Origin of the sequence: Caballeronia sp. GAFFF2 (assembly GCF_023631485.1) — a bacterium.
In the GTDB taxonomy this organism is placed as follows: domain Bacteria; phylum Pseudomonadota; class Gammaproteobacteria; order Burkholderiales; family Burkholderiaceae; genus Caballeronia.
Window position 1 is genome coordinate 85,585 of sequence record NZ_JALQDA010000021.1, and the last position, 16,889, is coordinate 102,473.

At 59.3% G+C, this 16,889-nt stretch carries 12 protein-coding genes and 1 tRNA gene; all 13 read right to left on the minus strand.

Annotation, left to right across the window (positions count from 1 at the left end; translation table 11 throughout):
* Window positions 1-4: 4 nt before the first annotated feature.
* Window positions 5-475 (minus strand): 30S ribosomal protein S7, encoded by a 471-nt coding sequence (gene rpsG / locus NCT04_RS13430; protein ID WP_006053291.1) that lies wholly within the window; start codon window positions 473-475, stop codon window positions 5-7.
* A 202-nt stretch (window positions 476-677) separates the two neighbouring features.
* Window positions 678-1,058 carry a 30S ribosomal protein S12 gene (rpsL, locus tag NCT04_RS13435; RefSeq protein ID WP_006053290.1) on the minus strand — a complete coding sequence of 127 codons (381 nt, stop codon included), beginning with the start codon at window positions 1,056-1,058 and terminating at the stop codon, window positions 678-680.
* Window positions 1,059-1,278: 220 nt separating this feature from the next.
* Window positions 1,279-3,126 (minus strand): DNA helicase RecQ, encoded by a 1,848-nt coding sequence (gene recQ / locus NCT04_RS13440; protein WP_250465882.1) that lies wholly within the window; start codon window positions 3,124-3,126, stop codon window positions 1,279-1,281.
* A 188-nt stretch (window positions 3,127-3,314) separates the two neighbouring features.
* Window positions 3,315-7,556, minus strand: coding sequence for a DNA-directed RNA polymerase subunit beta' (gene rpoC / locus NCT04_RS13445; protein ID WP_244826438.1), 4,242 nt, complete (start codon window positions 7,554-7,556; stop codon window positions 3,315-3,317).
* A gap of 21 nt (window positions 7,557-7,577) precedes the next feature.
* Window positions 7,578-11,684: a DNA-directed RNA polymerase subunit beta gene (rpoB, locus tag NCT04_RS13450; RefSeq protein WP_244826439.1), complete on the minus strand. Its 4,107-nt coding sequence runs from the start codon at window positions 11,682-11,684 to the stop codon at window positions 7,578-7,580.
* Between the two features lie 368 nt (window positions 11,685-12,052).
* The gene (rplL, locus tag NCT04_RS13455; protein WP_244826440.1) at window positions 12,053-12,427 is read right to left on the minus strand and encodes a 50S ribosomal protein L7/L12; all 375 of its coding nucleotides are present in this window, start codon (window positions 12,425-12,427) and stop codon (window positions 12,053-12,055) included.
* An 83-nt stretch (window positions 12,428-12,510) separates the two neighbouring features.
* On the minus strand, window positions 12,511-13,008 hold the full coding sequence (gene rplJ / locus NCT04_RS13460) for a 50S ribosomal protein L10 (protein WP_250465884.1): 498 nt from the start codon (window positions 13,006-13,008) through the stop codon (window positions 12,511-12,513).
* Between the two features lie 301 nt (window positions 13,009-13,309).
* On the minus strand, window positions 13,310-14,008 hold the full coding sequence (gene rplA / locus NCT04_RS13465) for a 50S ribosomal protein L1 (protein WP_244826442.1): 699 nt from the start codon (window positions 14,006-14,008) through the stop codon (window positions 13,310-13,312).
* Window positions 14,009-14,440, minus strand: coding sequence for a 50S ribosomal protein L11 (gene rplK / locus NCT04_RS13470; protein WP_244826443.1), 432 nt, complete (start codon window positions 14,438-14,440; stop codon window positions 14,009-14,011). It abuts the gene before it with no gap.
* A gap of 148 nt (window positions 14,441-14,588) precedes the next feature.
* Window positions 14,589-15,146 carry a transcription termination/antitermination protein NusG gene (gene nusG, locus NCT04_RS13475; protein ID WP_244826444.1) on the minus strand — a complete coding sequence of 186 codons (558 nt, stop codon included), beginning with the start codon at window positions 15,144-15,146 and terminating at the stop codon, window positions 14,589-14,591.
* A gap of 1 nt (window position 15,147) precedes the next feature.
* Window positions 15,148-15,528, minus strand: a complete 381-nt coding sequence (gene secE, locus NCT04_RS13480) for a preprotein translocase subunit SecE (protein WP_244826445.1) — start codon at window positions 15,526-15,528, stop codon at window positions 15,148-15,150.
* Between the two features lie 34 nt (window positions 15,529-15,562).
* Window positions 15,563-15,638: transfer RNA gene (locus NCT04_RS13485), tRNA-Trp, on the minus strand.
* 66 nt (window positions 15,639-15,704) lie between these two features.
* Window positions 15,705-16,889 (minus strand): elongation factor Tu (gene tuf, locus NCT04_RS13490; protein ID WP_243842726.1); only part of this gene is annotated, 1,185 nt, incomplete at its 5' end.

Here is a 16,889-nt window from a genome sequence, read left to right on the forward strand (position 1 = left end):
GAGCTTAGAAACGGAAATGCGAGAATGCCTTGTTGGCCTCTGCCATGCGGTGAACTTCGTCGCGCTTCTTCATCGCGCCGCCACGGCCTTCTGCCGCTTCGGAGAGTTCGCCTGCAAGACGCAGGGCCATCGACTTTTCGCTGCGCTTCTTCGCGGCTTCACGCAACCAACGCATCGCCAATGCCATACGACGCGAGGGACGCACTTCGACCGGAACTTGGTAGTTGGCACCACCAACGCGACGGCTCTTCACTTCGACCACCGGCTTCACGTTGTTGAGCGCAACCGTGAACACTTCCAGCGGGTCCTTGCCACCCTTGGTCTGGATCTGTTCAAAAGCGCCGTACACGATACGCTCGGCAACCGACTTCTTGCCTGAGAGCATCAGCACGTTCATGAACTTGGCTACATCTACGTTGCCGAATTTCGGGTCCGGCAACACTTCCCGCTTGGGGACTTCGCGACGACGCGGCATGATTCTTCCTTTACCTTTTCAGTTGGAGCCGACTCTGAACGAGTCTTTAAGCTCCGCGGCCACCAACAAACCCGATCCATCTTTTCGACAAAACCAGCTTGGCCGGGTGACCACTTACTCGATAGCACTGGCATCCAGTACCACCGCCTAAACCGCCTTACGGCGACCTCAAACAACTTGCAGATGACTGCAGACCGGCGACTTACTTGCCAGCCTTCGCGCGCTTCGCACCGTACTTCGAACGAGCTTGCTTACGATCCTTGACGCCCTGGGTATCCAGCGAGCCGCGAACCATGTGGTAACGCACGCCAGGCAAGTCCTTGACACGACCGCCGCGAATCAGCACGACCGAGTGTTCTTGCAGGTTGTGGCCTTCACCACCGATGTACGAAATAACTTCGAAACCGTTCGTCAGGCGAACCTTCGCAACCTTACGAAGTGCCGAGTTCGGCTTCTTAGGCGTCGTGGTGTACACACGAGTGCACACGCCACGACGCTGGGGGCAGTCCTGCAGGGCCGGCGACTTGCTCTTCGTCGTTTCCGACGTGCGGCCTTTGCGAACCAATTGATTGATGGTTGGCATCGTTTATTCCTGAAAATGATCAAATTCGGCGCGATTCTCGACGGGCAAAGCGTCGGAAAATGCGCGTCTAACGTTCTCGAAGAAGCTCGATCCCTTGTCGTACGCGGCGCTAAGCCGGTTCCGAAAACGGACCAAGAACGAGAACCTAGCATGATATGCTGAAAATCCCAATTGGGTCAACACGTTGCGCGCATTTCGGAGTACCGCGCAAAGCGTTGGCTTATTCAGTCGTCACGACATCCAGCAACTCGTCGCCGAAACGCTCCAGCTTGCGCGCGCCGATGCCCGGGATATGACGCAGATCATCCACCGTATCGGGATCGCTTCGAGCTATTTCGGCAAGCGTGGCGTCATGAAAAATGACGTAGGCCGGCACGCCGTCGCTCTTGGCGGTTTCTGCGCGCCAAATGCGCAGACGCTCCCAGCGAGACTTCTGCCGTTGCGACATGCCCGTGGTCGGATCGGCGCGTTCCCGCGTGCGTCCCGACGATTGCCGGCTACGCACCGGCTTCACGTATTTGCGCAGCGTGACGTGCTCCTCGCCTTTCAGCACGGGCTTGCTCGCATCGGTGAGAACGAGCGCGCCGAAGCCGTCGTGGTCGATCGCCAAATAGCCAAAAGCGACGAGCTGCCGAAACACCGCGCGCCACTCCGGCTCGGAAAGCGCGGCGCCGACGCCGAACGTCGATAAATTCTCGTGTCCGCGCTGTAGGACCTTTTCGCTGCGCGACCCGCGCAGAATGTCGATCAGATGTCCCGCGCCGAAATGGAAGCCGCTCGCTTTGCGCGCGCGGAAGACGCAGGACAGCGCCATTTGCGCTTCGCGCGTGGCATCGAACGACGCGGGCGGTTCCAGGCATGTATCGCAGTTGCCGCACGGTTGGCTCGTCTCGCCGAAATAAGCCAGCAGCCGCACCCGCCGGCAGGCAGCCGTTTCGCACAAGCCAAGAAGCGCATCGAGCTTGCCGGTCTGTACGCGTTTGTGGGCTTCGTCGGCTTCGGATTCGTCGATCATCTTGCGCTGCTGCACGACATCGCCGAGTCCGTAAGCCATCCACGCGTTCGCCGGCATGCCGTCACGACCCGCGCGTCCGGTTTCCTGATAGTAGCCCTCGACGCTCTTTGGCAAGTCCAGATGCGCGACGAAGCGCACATCTGGTTTATCGATACCCATGCCGAACGCAATCGTCGCGCACATCACGACGCCTTCCTCGCGCTGAAACATCTCCTGATGCTTCTGCCGCGTCTCGAATTCCATGCCCGCGTGATACGGCAGCGCGCGCACGCCCTGCCCCTTCAGCCACTCGGCGGTCTCTTCCACCTTGCGACGCGACAGACAATAAACGACGCCTGCGTCCGTCGTGCCGTCCGTATTCGTATGCTCGGCGCGGATGAAATCGAGTAACTGCGAGCGTGCGTTGTCCTTCTCGACAATCCGGTAACGGATATTCGGCCGATCGAAACTCGATACGAAGATACGCGCGTCGTCGAGCGCCAGCCGATGCACGATCTCGTCGCGCGTGATCGCGTCCGCGGTCGCCGTGAGCGCAATGCGCGGCACCGAAGGGAACCGTTCGTGCAGCACGGAAAGCTGGATGTACTCCGGGCGAAAATCGTGTCCCCATTGCGACACGCAATGCGCTTCGTCAATGGCAAAAAGACCCACGCGCGCGCTTTCGAGCAATTCTAGAAAGCGCGGCGTCATGAGACGTTCGGGCGCCACATACAAAAGGTCGATGGTGCCGTTGCGCAGCGCGCGCTCCGTGGCGGCGGCCTCCGCGCCGGAGAGCGTCGAGTTCAAGTACGCCGCGCGCACGCCAAGCTCGGTGAGCGCCGCGACCTGATCCTGCATCAACGCAATCAACGGCGACACGACGATTCCCGCGCCGAAACCCGCCTCCTTGCGCACGAGCGACGGAATTTGATAGCAAAGCGATTTGCCGCCGCCCGTCGGCATGAGCACGAGCGAGTCGCCACCGTTGGCGACGTGTTCGACGATATCCGCCTGCTGTCCGCGAAAAGCCGGATAGCCGAAAACTTCCTTGAGGATCTGCAGCGGACGGGACATGGACGGGAGACGCTCACTACAACATGGAGATACCGAATTCTAACAACGCATGCTCGCCTGCCGAGGCGCTCGTTGCAGCGTTAGCCAATCGGCAGAGTGGAAATCGTCGAAAACGAACCGGCGAAAAAAAACCGCCCGGCTAAAAGCCGAGCGGTTCGATGTTGCAACCGACAATCCAGCGAGAGAACTTACTCGTTGGTATGCGGCGCCTGCTCCGTTGCCGGGGTTTCCGGCGTACCGAAATCGAATGCCTCTTCAGCAGCGATCTGGTCGAAGCGTTCGCGATCCGACATTTCCTTGCTCTTGCGCGCCTTGTGGAACGCGAGACCCGTACCAGCCGGAATCAGACGGCCGACGATCACGTTTTCCTTCAGGCCACGCAGATCATCACGCTTGCCCATGATCGCCGCTTCGGTCAGCACGCGGGTCGTTTCCTGGAACGACGCCGCCGAGATGAACGAATCGGTCGACAGAGAAGCCTTCGTGATACCGAGCAGCACGTTTTCGTACGTGGCCGGACGCTTGTCGTCCGCGGTCATGCGGTCGTTCTCATCGAGCATGTCCGACCGCTCGACTTGTTCGCCCGGGATGAAGCGCGTGTCGCCGTTGTCCGTGATCTGGACCCGACGCAGCATCTGACGCACGATAACTTCAATGTGCTTGTCGTTGATCTTCACGCCTTGCAGACGGTACACGTCCTGCACTTCGTCCACGATGTAACGCGACAGCGCCTCGATACCCTGCAAACGCAGGATATCGTGCGGATCGGCAGGACCGTCGACGATCATTTCGCCCTTGTTGACGACCTGACCATCGTGCACCAGCACCTGCTTTTCCTTCGCGATCAGGAACTCGTGCTGATTGCCTTCGAGGTCCGTGATAACGAGACGCTGCTTGCCCTTCGTGTCCTTACCGAACGACGTCGTGCCCGTGACTTCCGCCAGAATGCCAGCGTCCTTCGGCGAGCGCGCTTCGAACAGTTCGGCCACGCGCGGCAGACCACCGGTAATGTCACGCGTCTTCTGCGCTTCAACCGGAATACGTGCCAGCACTTCACCAACCTGCACTTGCTGACCATCCTTTACGGTGATCAGTGCGCCGACCTGGAAGCCGATCTGCACCGAATGCTCGGTGTTCGGGATCTTCACTTCCTCGCCGTTCGCGTCGAGCAGCTTCACCTGCGGACGCACGCTCTTCGAAGCCTGCGAACCACGGCGCTTCACGTCGATTACGACGAGCGTCGAAAGACCCGTGACGTCGTCGATCTGCTTCGCGACCGTCACGCCTTCCTCGACGTTTTCGAACTTCACCGTACCGCCCCACTCGGTGATGATCGGACGCGTCAGCGGATCCCATTGAGCCAGTTGCGAACCGGCCTTGATCTGCGCGCCGTCGAGTTGCAGCAACGTGGCGCCGTACGGGATCTTGTGACGTTCACGCTCGCGACCGAGGTCGTCCGCGATGATCGCCTCGCCCGAACGCGAGATGACGACTTGCTCGCCCTTCGCGTTGGTGACGTAACGCATCGTGGCCGTGAAGCGCACCGTACCGTTCGACTTCGCTTCGACCGTCGAAGCAACCGCCGCACGCGATGCCGCGCCACCGATGTGGAACGTACGCATCGTAAGCTGCGTGCCCGGTTCACCGATCGACTGCGCCGCGATCACACCAACCGCTTCGCCGACGTTCACGCGCGAACCACGACCCAGGTCGCGGCCATAGCACGAAGCGCACAGGCCATAACGCGTTTCGCAGGTCAACGGCGTGCGCACGCGCACTTCGTCGATACCGAGGCGTTCGATTTCCTCGACCGCGTCTTCATCGAGCAGATCGCCCGATGCGTACAGCGTTTCTTGCGTTTCCGGATTGACGACGTCCGCCACCGCGACGCGACCGAGAATACGGTCACGCAGCGCTTCGACGACTTCACCGCCTTCGACCAACGCCTTCATCGCCACGCCGTTCGACGTGCCGCAATCTTCTTCGACGACGACCAGATCCTGCGTCACGTCGACGAGACGGCGCGTCAGGTAACCCGAGTTCGCCGTCTTCAACGCCGTATCCGCCAGACCCTTACGTGCACCGTGCGTCGAGATGAAGTACTGCAGCACGTTCAGGCCTTCGCGGAAGTTCGCGGTGATCGGCGTCTCGATGATCGAGCCGTCCGGCTTCGCCATCAGGCCGCGCATACCGGCGAGCTGACGAATCTGCACCGCGGAACCGCGCGCGCCCGAGTCGGCCATCATGTAGATCGAGTTGAACGATTCCTGACGCGTTTCCTTGCCGTCACGATCCGTCACCGGCTCTGTTGCAAGCTGTTCCATCATCGCCTTGCCGACCGCTTCCGACGTTGCCGACCAGATGTCGACCACGTTGTTGTAGCGTTCTTGCGCGGTGACGAGACCCGACATGTACTGACGGTCGTATTCCTTCACCTTCTTCGCGGCGTCACCGACGATCGTCTCTTTCTGCGGCGGCACGAGCATGTCGTCCACGCAGATCGAGATGCCGGCGCGCGTTGCAAGACGGAAACCCATTTGCATCAGCTGGTCGGCGAAGATCACCGTTTCGCGCAGACCGCACTTGCGGAACGCCGTGTTGATCAGACGCGAAATTTCCTTCTTCTTCAACGGCTTGTTCAGCACGGTGAAGGGCAGCCCCGGCGGCAGAATTTCCGACAGGATCGAGCGGCCGACCGTCGTTGCGAACAACGAGATCTTCGGCACGAACTTCGGCGCGCCTTCGCTCTGGTCTTCGTTGTGGACCATTTCCGTGATCCGCACGTTGACGCGCGATGCCAGCTCGACTTCCTTGTTCTCGTACGCGCGAATCACTTCCGACACGCCCGTGAACGTCATGCCTTCGCCCTTGCCATTCACCGCTTCACGCGATGCATAGTAAAGACCCAGCACGATATCCTGCGACGGCACGATCGACGGGTCGCCGTTGGCCGGGAACAGAACGTTGTTCGACGCGAGCATCAGCGTACGCGCTTCCATCTGCGCTTCCAGCGACAGCGGCACGTGAACGGCCATCTGGTCACCGTCGAAGTCGGCGTTGAACGCCGCGCAAACGAGCGGGTGCAGCTGAATTGCCTTACCTTCGATCAGCACCGGCTCGAAAGCCTGAATGCCGAGTCGGTGAAGCGTAGGCGCGCGGTTCAGCATGACCGGATGTTCGCGAATGACTTCTTCGAGAATGTCCCACACCACGGGCGTCTGGTTCTCGACTTCCTTCTTCGCGGCCTTGATGGTCGTAGCTACGCCCATCACTTCCAGCTTGTTGAAGATGAAAGGCTTGAACAGTTCGAGCGCCATCAGCTTCGGCAGACCGCACTGATGCAGCTTCAACGTCGGGCCGACCACGATCACCGAACGGCCCGAATAGTCGACACGCTTACCGAGCAAGTTCTGACGGAAACGACCGCCTTTACCCTTGATCATGTCGGCGAGCGACTTCAGCGGACGCTTGTTCGCACCCGTCATTGCCTTACCGCGACGACCGTTGTCGAGCAGCGAATCGACGGCTTCCTGCAGCATCCGCTTTTCGTTGCGGACGATGATTTCAGGCGCCTTCAGTTCGAGCAGACGCTTCAACCGGTTGTTACGGTTGATCACGCGGCGATAAAGGTCGTTCAGGTCCGACGTCGCGAAACGGCCGCCATCCAGCGGCACGAGCGGACGCAGTTCCGGCGGCAGCACCGGCAGCACTTCGAGCACCATCCAGTCAGGCTTGATGCCCGAACGCTGGAAAGCCTCGAGCACTTTAAGGCGCTTTGCGTACTTCTTGATCTTCGCTTCCGAACCCGTGTTCTTGAGTTCGGTGCGCAGCATCTCGACCTGTTCGTCGATGTTGATCGAACGCAGCAGTTCGCGCACGCCTTCCGCGCCCATCTCGGCGCGGAATTCGTCACCGTACTCTTCGACCTTGTTGTAGTAATCCTCTTCGGTCATGATCTGCCGCGCTTTCAGCGGCGTCATGCCCGGATCGATCACCACGTATGCCTCGAAGTACAGCACGCGTTCGATGTCGCGCAGCGTCATGTCGAGCACCATGCCCAGACGCGACGGCAGCGACTTCAAGAACCAGATGTGCGCAACCGGCGAGGCCAGTTCGATATGGCCCATGCGCTCGCGACGCACCTTGGCGAGCGTCACTTCGACGCCGCACTTTTCGCAGATCACGCCGCGGTGCTTCAGACGTTTGTACTTGCCGCAAAGGCATTCGTAGTCCTTGATCGGACCAAAAATCTTCGCGCAGAACAGACCGTCCCGCTCCGGCTTGAAGGTACGGTAGTTGATGGTCTCCGGCTTCTTCACTTCGCCGAATGACCACGAACGGATCTTGTCGGGCGAAGCCAGACCGATCTTGATCGCGTCGAATACTTCTTCTTGCTGGACTTGCTTGAATAGATCGAGCAGAGCTTTCATTGCTTTCTCTCCGTAGTCCGATTAGTTGCGGTCGAGATCGATATCGATACCGAGCGAGCGGATTTCCTTCACCAACACGTTGAAGGATTCCGGCATGCCGGCGTCGATCACGTGATCGCCCTTGACCAGGTTCTCATAAACCTTGGTCCGGCCTGTCACGTCGTCCGACTTGACCGTCAGCATTTCCTGCAGCACGTACGACGCGCCGTACGCTTCGAGCGCCCACACTTCCATTTCACCGAAACGCTGGCCACCGAACTGCGCCTTACCACCCAGCGGCTGCTGCGTGACGAGCGAGTACGGGCCGGTCGAACGCGCGTGCATCTTGTCGTCGACCAAGTGATGCAGTTTCAGGTAGTGCATGTAGCCAACCGTGACCGTACGCTCGAACGGTTCGCCCGTTCGGCCGTCGTGCAGCGTGACCTGATTCTTCGAAGGCGTCATGCCGAGGTTCTTCGCGATGTCATCCGGATAAGCCAGATTCAGCGCGCGCGACATTTCGTCTTCCGTTGCGCCGTCGAACACCGGCGTTGCGAACGGCACACCTTCGCGCAGGTTCTTCGCCAGTTCGACGATTTCGTCGTCGGAGAAGCTTTCCAGCTCTTCCTTGCGGCCCGACTCGTTGTAGATCTGGGTCAGGAACTGACGCAGTTCTTCGATCTTCGCCTGACGCTGCAGCATTTCACCGATACGCCAGCCAAGACCCTTCGCGGCCCAGCCCAGATGCACTTCGAGAATCTGACCCACGTTCATCCGCGACGGCACGCCGAGCGGATTCAGCACGACGTCGGCCGGACGGCCATCGGCCATGTACGGCATGTCTTCGATCGGAACGATCTTCGACACGACACCCTTGTTACCGTGACGACCCGCCATCTTGTCGCCAGGCTGCAGACGACGCTTGACCGCGAGATACACCTTGACCATCTTCAGCACGCCCGGCGGCAATTCGTCGCCCTGCGTGAGCTTCTTGCGCTTTTCCTCGAACGCGAGGTCGAACTGGTGACGCTTCTGTTCGATCGAGTCCTTGATGGCTTCGAGCTGCGCCGCTGCTTCTTCGTCCGCGAGGCGGATATCGAACCAGTGGTAGTGATCGAGGTCTTCGAGGTACGGAAGATCGATCGCCGTGCCCTTCGCCAGCTTCTTCGGACCGCCGTTCGCGACCTTGCCGTTCAGCATACGTGCGAGACGCGAGAAGGCGTCGCCTTCCACGATACGCAACTGGTCGTTCAAGTCGAGGCGATAGCGCTTCAGTTCGTCGTCGATGATCTGTTGCGCGCGCTTGTCACGCGTGATGCCTTCGCGCGTGAACACTTGCACGTCGATCACCGTACCGCTCATGCCCGAAGGCACGCGCAGCGACGTGTCCTTCACGTCCGACGCCTTCTCACCGAAGATCGCGCGCAGCAGCTTTTCTTCCGGCGTCAGCTGGGTTTCGCCCTTCGGCGTGACCTTGCCGACCAGCACGTCGCCCGCTTCGACTTCCGCGCCGATGTACACGATGCCCGACTCATCCAGACGGCCAAGCTGCACTTCCGCAAGGTTTGAGATGTCGCGCGTGATTTCTTCCGGTCCGAGCTTCGTGTCGCGAGCCACGACGTTCAGTTCTTCGATGTGGATCGACGTATACCGATCGTCCGCCACGACTTTTTCCGAGATCAGGATCGAGTCTTCGAAGTTGTAGCCGTTCCACGGCATAAACGCGACCAGCATGTTCTGACCGAGCGCGAGCTCACCCAGATCCGTGGATGCGCCGTCGGCCAGCACGTCGCCGCGCGCAACCTTGTCGCCCACCTTGACGATCGGACGCTGGTTGATGTTCGTGTTCTGGTTCGAACGCGTGTACTTGATGAGGTTGTAGATGTCCACGCCGACATCGCCGGCGACGGCTTCATCGTCGTTCACGCGAATCACGATACGGCCGGCATCGACGTAATCCACGACACCGCCGCGGAATGCCTGCACCGTCGTACCCGAGTCGACCGCGACCGTGCGCTCGATACCCGTACCGACCACGGCCTTTTCAGGACGCAGACACGGCACTGCCTGACGCTGCATGTTCGAACCCATCAATGCGCGGTTCGCGTCATCGTGCTCAAGGAACGGAATCAGCGATGCCGCCACCGACACGATCTGCGACGGCGCCACGTCCATGTACTGGATGCGGTCCGGCGTGACCATCAGCGTTTCGCCTGCTTCACGCGACGAAACCAGTTCGTCGGTCAGCGTGCCGTCTTCGCCCACGGCGGCATTCGCCTGCGCGATCACGTAACGGCCTTCTTCGATCGCTGACAGATAGTCGATCTGATCCGTCACCTTGCTATCCACGACCTTGCGATACGGCGTTTCGAGGAAGCCGTATTCGTTCAGGTGCGCGTAAAGAGCCAGCGAGTTGATCAGGCCGATGTTCGGACCTTCCGGCGTTTCGATTGGGCACACGCGGCCATAGTGGGTCGGGTGCACGTCGCGAACTTCGAAGCCAGCGCGCTCACGCGTCAAACCGCCCGGGCCAAGTGCCGAAACACGGCGCTTGTGAGTGATTTCCGACAGCGGGTTGGTCTGGTCCATAAACTGCGACAACTGCGACGAACCGAAGAACTCGCGAATTGCCGACGAAATCGGCTTCGAGTTGATCAGGTCGTGCGGCATCAGGTTTTCGCTTTCGGCTTGACCGAGGCGCTCCTTCACCGCGCGCTCGACACGCACGAGACCCGCGCGGAACTGGTTCTCCGCCAGTTCGCCGACGCAACGCACGCGACGATTGCCCAAGTGGTCGATGTCGTCCACTTCGCCCTTGCCGTTACGCAGCTCGACGAGAATCTTGATGGTCGCGAGGATGTCGTCGTCTTGCAACGTCATCGGGCCGATGATTTCATCACGGCCGACGCGGCGATTGAACTTCATGCGGCCGACCTTCGAAAGGTCATACGCGTCTTCGCTGTAGAACAGACGGTTGAACAACGCCTCGACTGCTTCTTCGGTCGGCGGTTCGCCCGGACGCATCATGCGGTAGATCGCGATACGCGCGGCCATCTTGTCGGCGGTTTCATCGATACGCAGCGTCGACGAGATATACGGGCCTTGGTCCAGATCGTTCGTGTAGAGCGTCTGGATTTCCTTGACCTTCGCCTCGCGCAGCTTTTCGAGCACCGTCTCCGTGATTTCCTCGTTGGCGTTCGCGATCACTTCGCCCGTTTCCGGATCGATCACGTTCTTCGCCAGCACGCGACCGAGCAAATAGTCCTCGGGCACCGAGATGAACTTCGTCTTGGCGTTTTCGAGGTCGCGAATGTGCTTCGCGTTGATTCGCTTGTCCTTCGTGACAATGACATTGCCATCGCGGTCCTGGATGTCGAAGCGCGCGACTTCACCGCGCAGACGCTCCGGCACGAATTCCATTTGCGCGCCTTCGCCCATCAGCGCGAAGTTGTCGAACACGAAGAAGTTCGCGAGGATTTGCTCCGGCGTCATGCCGATAGCCTTGAGCAGAATCGTGACCGGCATCTTGCGGCGACGGTCGACGCGGAAGTACAGCACGTCCTTCGGGTCGAACTCGAAGTCGAGCCACGAACCGCGGTAAGGGATGATACGAGCCGAGAACAACAGCTTGCCGGAGCTATGCGTCTTGCCCTTGTCGTGCTCGAAGAACACGCCAGGCGAACGGTGAAGCTGCGACACGATCACGCGCTCGGTACCGTTGATGACGAACGAACCCGTCGGCGTCATGAGCGGAATTTCGCCCATGTACACTTCCTGTTCCTTCACTTCCTTGACCACCGGCTTGCTCGGCGATTCCTTGTCGAGCAAAACCAGACGCACCTTCGCGCGCAAGGCGGAGCAGTACGTCAGGCCGCGCTGCTGACATTCCTTGATGTTGAACGCGGGTGGCGACAGCATGTAGCTGACGAACTCGAGACGCGCAAACCCGTTGTGCGAAACGATCGGAAAAACAGAGGTAAATGCAGCTTGCAGGCCTTCCGCCTTACGCTGCGTGGAGGACGTATCCGCTTGCAGAAACGTCTGGAATGATTCAAGCTGGGTCGCCAGCAAAAAGGGAACTTGGTGAACGATGGGGCGTTTCGCGAAACTCTTGCGAATACGCTTCTTCTCGGTGAAGGAATATTGCATACGATCTCCGAATCACGGCGGGCGTTGGCGAGGCGGGATACCTCGACGTCACGGCCCGGTGTTCACCGACTGAGATTCGCGCGAATGTCCGGGGAGGACGCGCGAATCTAGAAGCTTGGTGGTTGGCCGCTACCAACCGCTGGCTGACGGCAGCGGATGCCTGTGTTTCCCGCTACCCGACCAAACTTGCCTTCTGCAGTCGCTTCAGAAGACAAAGAGAACTGCCGGAAATTCATGCTGATCCGACTGTTCTCTTTGGCCTCTGCGAGGACATTTATGCCTGATTACACGCATAAAAACTCTGCCCTCACAAAGCACAAAAAGGCCGGCGGTGGAAAACCGCCAGCCTCAACACAGCGCAATGAAACTTACTTGATTTCAGCTTTCGCGCCTGCGTCTTCCAACTTCTTCTTTGCTTCGTCAGCAGCAGCCTTCGGCACCGCTTCCTTGATGGGCTTCGGTGCACCGTCGACCAGGTCCTTCGCTTCCTTCAGGCCAAGACCCGTCAGTTCACGAACGGCCTTAATCACGGAAACCTTGTTCGCGCCAACTTCGAGCAGGTTTACGGTGAACTCGGTTTGCTCTTCAACAGCAGCAGCAGCGCCGCCGCCTGCGGGGCCAGCGACTGCAACAGCAGCTGCCGACACGCCAAACTTCTCTTCGAACGCCTTGACCAGCTCGTTCAGTTCGAGAACCGACATCGAGCCAACGGCTTCGAGGATGTCTTCTTTTGCGATTGCCATTTGAAATACTCCTAGATTGAATTCGGATCGAGCTAGCGATCTAGCTAATACCTAACTGAGCGACTGGCGCCCAAGCGTGTGCGTTATGCAGCTTCGCCTTGTTTCTTTTCTGCCAGCGCGGCCAAAGCGCGCGCAAAGCCGGAAACAGGTGCTTGCATGACGAACAACAACTTGGAGAGCAGTTCTTCGCGGCTCGGGATGTTGGCCAGCGCTTGCACGCCTGCCTTGTCCATCACCTTGCCTTCGTAGGAACCAGCCTTGATGATCAACTTGTCATTGCTCTTGCCGAAGTCATTGACGACCTTGGCAGCGGCAATGGCATCTTCCGAGATGCCGTAGATCAGAGGACCGGTCATCTGCTCAGCCAGCGAAGCGAACGGGGTACCTTCGACGGCGCGACGCGCCAACGTGTTCTTCAACACGCGCAGATACACCTGTTGCTCACGCGCTTTCGCGCGCAGCTTGGTCAGATCGCCAACCGTGATCCCACGATACTCAGCGAGCACCATCGTCTGAGCCTTCGCGACTTGCGCGGCGACTTCAGCGACGACTGCCTGCTTACTTTCTTTGTTCAGTGGCACGGTTAAACCTCCAGATTCGATGCACTCGGGTTACCAACCCTCATGCACCACGTTCGACAACGGCGTCCGACTGTTAGGAGTATCTCGATCGATTGGTGTTCGCATCACAGCGCACGACAACCGACTTCAACCACTGCAAAACCGTTTCGGGTTCGCCATCTGCGTTGGCTTGAATTAAGGCAGTGCCCGACCGCGACGCCACCACCAACGGTCTTTGACAACCGGTTGCTCGATTCAGACTGCAACCTCGCAACCGCCCAAAGCCCTTTACAGCGCGGTCTCAAGACCGCGCCCAAATTCTTTACTGCTGCGCGAGCGTGGCTTGATCCACGCGTACGCCGACACCCATCGTGCTCGACAGAGCGATCTTGCGCAGGTATACGCCCTTGCTCGTGGCCGGCTTCGCCTTTTGCAGCGCATCGACCAGTGCTGCCAGGTTTTGACGCAGCGAAGCAGGTTCGAACGATGCGCGACCGATCGTTCCATGAATGATACCGGCCTTGTCGACGCGGAACTGGACTTGACCAGCCTTCGCGTTACGCACAGCTTGCGCGACGTCCGGCGTGACCGTACCGACCTTCGGGTTCGGCATCAGGCCGCGGGGGCCGAGGATCTGGCCCAACGTACCGACGACGCGCATCGTGTCCGGCGAAGCGATCACGACGTCGAAATTCAGGTTACCAGCCTTGACTTGCTCGGCCAGGTCTTCCATACCCACGATGTCTGCGCCCGCTGCACGTGCTTGCTCGGCCTTTTCGCCTTGCGCGAACACAGCAACACGAACCGACTTGCCCGTGCCTGCCGGCAGAACGACCGAACCGCGAACCACTTGGTCCGACTTCTTCGCGTCGATGCCGAGTTGGACTGCGACGTCGATCGACTCGTCGAACTTGGCGCTTGCGCATTCCTTCACGAGAGCCAATGCGTCGTCGATCGGGTACAGCTTCTGGCGATCAACCTTGCTTGCGAATGCCTGAAGGCGCTTAGAAAGCTTAGCCATTTACACGCCCTCCACAGTGATGCCCATCGAACGGGCGCTGCCGGCGATCGTGCGCACGGCGGCGTCAAGATCAGCTGCCGTAAGATCCGGCATCTTGGTCTTCGCGATTTCTTCCGCTTGAGCGCGGGTGATGTTGCCAACCTTATCGGTGTGCGGCTTTGCCGAACCCTTATCGACTTTGGCTGCCTTCTTGATCAGAACGGTAGCGGGCGGCGTCTTCATGATGAACGTGAAGCTCTTGTCCGCGAATGCCGTAATCACGACCGGCACCGGCAGACCCGGCTCCATGCCCTGAGTCTGCGCGTTAAACGCCTTGCAGAACTCCATGATGTTCAGGCCACGCTGGCCCAGTGCCGGACCGACCGGCGGCGACGGGTTGGCTTTACCTGCAGGAATCTGCAGTTTGATAAAGCCGATGATTTTCTTTGCCATTTTGAAAACCTCTGCTGAACGCCGAAACGTTCGATGAGTGATAGCGCGCGTTCAACAACGATGCCTACTGACGCTCCTCAACAGCCATTACGCGGGCTGTAAGCGCAAAATCGCGCGAGAACCCAAAGGCCTCACGCGATGAAACTTTTTAAACCTTTTCGACCTGACCGAACTCGAGTTCGACCGGCGTCGAGCGCCCAAAAATCGTGACAGACACACGGACTCGGGACTTTTCGTAGTTCACTTCTTCGACGTTGCCGTTGAAGTCGGTGAAAGGACCTTCCTTCACTCGAACCATCTCGCCAACTTCAAACAACGTCTTGGGCCTAGGCTTTTCGACGCCTTCCTGCATCTGCGACATGATCTTTTCGACTTCACGCGGCGAGATGGGACTCGGACGATTGCGCGCTCCACCAACAAAGCCGGTGACCTTCGCAGTGTTCTTCACCAGGTGCCAAGTTTCGTCCGTCATCTCCATTTCCACCAGGACGTAGCCGGGGAAGAAACGACGCTCAGTAACCGACTTGTGACCGCCCTTGACCTCAACCACCTCTTCGGTCGGGACGAGAATTTGACCGAACTGATCTTGCATGCCTGCTCGGTCGATACGCTCCTGAAGCGCACGTTGCACGCTCTTCTCCATTCCGGAGTAGGCGTGCACCACATACCAACGTTTTCCGCTCGGGGATGCCGGAGTATCGCTCATATCATTTCCAACCCAGAATCGCCGAGAAAATCACCCATTCGATCGACTTATCGCTAAGCCAAAGGAAGATGGCCATGATTAAAACAAACGCGAAGACCACGAGGGTCGTTTGCGTTGCTTCCTTGCGGGTGGGCCAGACAACCTTGCGGACTTCCTTATAGGAGTCTTTCGCGAAGGCGATGAAGCCCTTGCCCGGCGTCGAGAGGAGGCCGACTGCGACACCCGCGATGACACCAACAGCCAGCGCTGCGCCGCGGACGTACCACTCTTGGCCTGACAGCCAGAAGAAACCCACGAACCCGGCCAAGACCAACAATACGCCCGCCACCAACATCAACTTGTCGCCGGAAGTATTTACAGTTTCGACGGAAGGATTCGCCATAACACCTTAAGCAGCGCCACTTGGCGCAATAATTTGGCAGGGGCAGAGGGAATCGAACCCCCAACCTTCGGTTTTGGAGACCGACGCTCTGCCAGTTGAGCTATACCCCTAAACCATTTGGGGTCGACGGTTTCGCCGACCCCGAAAACTACAGACTACCGAGAGATTTCTGGCTCTTACTCGATAATCTTGGCAACCACACCTGCGCCGACGGTACGGCCGCCTTCGCGGATAGCGAAGCGCAGACCTTCTTCCATGGCGATCGGTGCAATCAACTTCACCGTGATCGACACGTTGTCGCCCGGCATCACCATTTCCTTGTCCTTCGGCAGCTCGATCGAGCCCGTCACGTCCGTCGTACGGAAGTAGAACTGCGGACGGTAGTTGTTGAAGAACGGCGTGTGGCGGCCGCCTTCGTCCTTGCTCAGCACGTACACTTCAGCCGTGAAGTGCGTGTGCGGCGTGATCGAACCCGGCTTGGCCAGAACCTGGCCACGCTCCACGTCTTCACGCTTCGTGCCGCGCAACAGGATACCGACGTTGTCGCCCGCTTGACCTTGGTCCAGCAACTTGCGGAACATTTCCACGCCCGTGCAAGTCGTCTTCACCGTCGGCTTGATACCGACGATTTCGATTTCCTCGCCAACCTTCACCACGCCGCGCTCCACGCGACCCGTCACCACCGTGCCGCGACCCGAGATCGAGAACACATCTTCCACCGGCATCAGGAAGGCGCCGTCCACTGCGCGCTCCGGCGTCGGGATGTACGTGTCCAGCGCGTCGGCCAGATTCATGATCGCCACTTCGCCCAGCTCGCCCGTGTCGCCTTCCAGCGCCAGCTTGGCCGAGCCCTTGATGATCGGCGTGTCGTCGCCCGGAAAGTCGTACTTCGACAGAAGCTCGCGCACTTCCATTTCGACGAGTTCGAGCAGCTCGGCGTCGTCCACCATGTCGCACTTGTTCAGGAACACGATGATGTAAGGCACGCCGACCTGACGCGCCAACAGGATGTGCTCACGCGTTTGCGGCATCGGGCCGTCAGCGGCCGAGCACACCAGGATTGCGCCGTCCATCTGCGCTGCGCCCGTGATCATGTTCTTCACATAGTCAGCGTGACCCGGGCAATCGACGTGTGCGTAGTGGCGGTTAGCCGTTTCGTACTCGACGTGCGCGGTGTTGATGGTGATACCACGTGCCTTTTCTTCCGGCGCTGCATCGATCTGGTCGTATGCCTTCGCTTCGCCGCCGAACTTCTTGGTCAGCACCGTCGTGATCGCTGCCGTCAGCGTGGTCTTGCCGTGGTCAACGTGACCGATCGTGCCCACGTTCACGTGCGGCTTGGTCCGCTCGAATTTACCTTT

What these genes read in the sequence shown, in the direction of transcription:
- rplK (WP_244826443.1), bottom strand. Translation starts at nt 14,440, where the DNA reads ATGGCAAAGAAAATCATCGGCTTTATCAAACTGCAGATTCCTGCAGGT.
- rpsG (WP_006053291.1), bottom strand. Translation starts at nt 475, where the DNA reads ATGCCGCGTCGTCGCGAAGTCCCCAAGCGGGAAGTGTTGCCGGACCCG.
- rplL (WP_244826440.1), bottom strand. Translation starts at nt 12,427, where the DNA reads ATGGCAATCGCAAAAGAAGACATCCTCGAAGCCGTTGGCTCGATGTCG.
- rpsL (WP_006053290.1), bottom strand. Translation starts at nt 1,058, where the DNA reads ATGCCAACCATCAATCAATTGGTTCGCAAAGGCCGCACGTCGGAAACG.
- rpoB (WP_244826439.1), bottom strand. Translation starts at nt 11,684, where the DNA reads ATGCAATATTCCTTCACCGAGAAGAAGCGTATTCGCAAGAGTTTCGCG.
- rpoC (WP_244826438.1), bottom strand. Translation starts at nt 7,556, where the DNA reads ATGAAAGCTCTGCTCGATCTATTCAAGCAAGTCCAGCAAGAAGAAGTA.
- secE (WP_244826445.1), bottom strand. Translation starts at nt 15,528, where the DNA reads ATGGCGAATCCTTCCGTCGAAACTGTAAATACTTCCGGCGACAAGTTG.
- nusG (WP_244826444.1), bottom strand. Translation starts at nt 15,146, where the DNA reads ATGAGCGATACTCCGGCATCCCCGAGCGGAAAACGTTGGTATGTGGTG.
- recQ (WP_250465882.1), bottom strand. Translation starts at nt 3,126, where the DNA reads ATGTCCCGTCCGCTGCAGATCCTCAAGGAAGTTTTCGGCTATCCGGCT.
- rplA (WP_244826442.1), bottom strand. Translation starts at nt 14,008, where the DNA reads ATGGCTAAGCTTTCTAAGCGCCTTCAGGCATTCGCAAGCAAGGTTGAT.